Below are 255 nucleotides of genomic sequence, written 5' to 3' on the forward strand. Positions count from 1 at the left end.
GAAAGCCGTCATCGACTCCGTCACCGCCGGCGTGCCGACCGCCCTGGTCGAGATTCGTCGGCTCGGGCGGACCCTGAAACAACGGACCGCTGATGTCCTCGCGTTCTTCGACCGCCCCGGCACCTCGCACGGTCCGACGGAGGCCATCAATGGGCGGCTCGAGCACCTGCGTGGATCGGCTCTGGGCTTCAGGAACCTCACCCACTACATCGCCCGAAGCCTGCTCGAATCAGGCGGCTTCAGACCCCACCTACA

At 66.3% G+C, this 255-nt stretch carries 1 protein-coding gene; it reads left to right on the forward strand.

Translation table 11 applies throughout. The features are described from left to right. A partial coding sequence (locus FNH21_RS16845; protein WP_191932103.1) for a transposase occupies positions 1-255 on the forward strand: 255 nt, incomplete at both ends.

The organism is Arthrobacter bussei (assembly GCF_009377195.2).
Lineage (GTDB): Bacteria > Actinomycetota > Actinomycetes > Actinomycetales > Micrococcaceae > Arthrobacter_D > Arthrobacter_D bussei.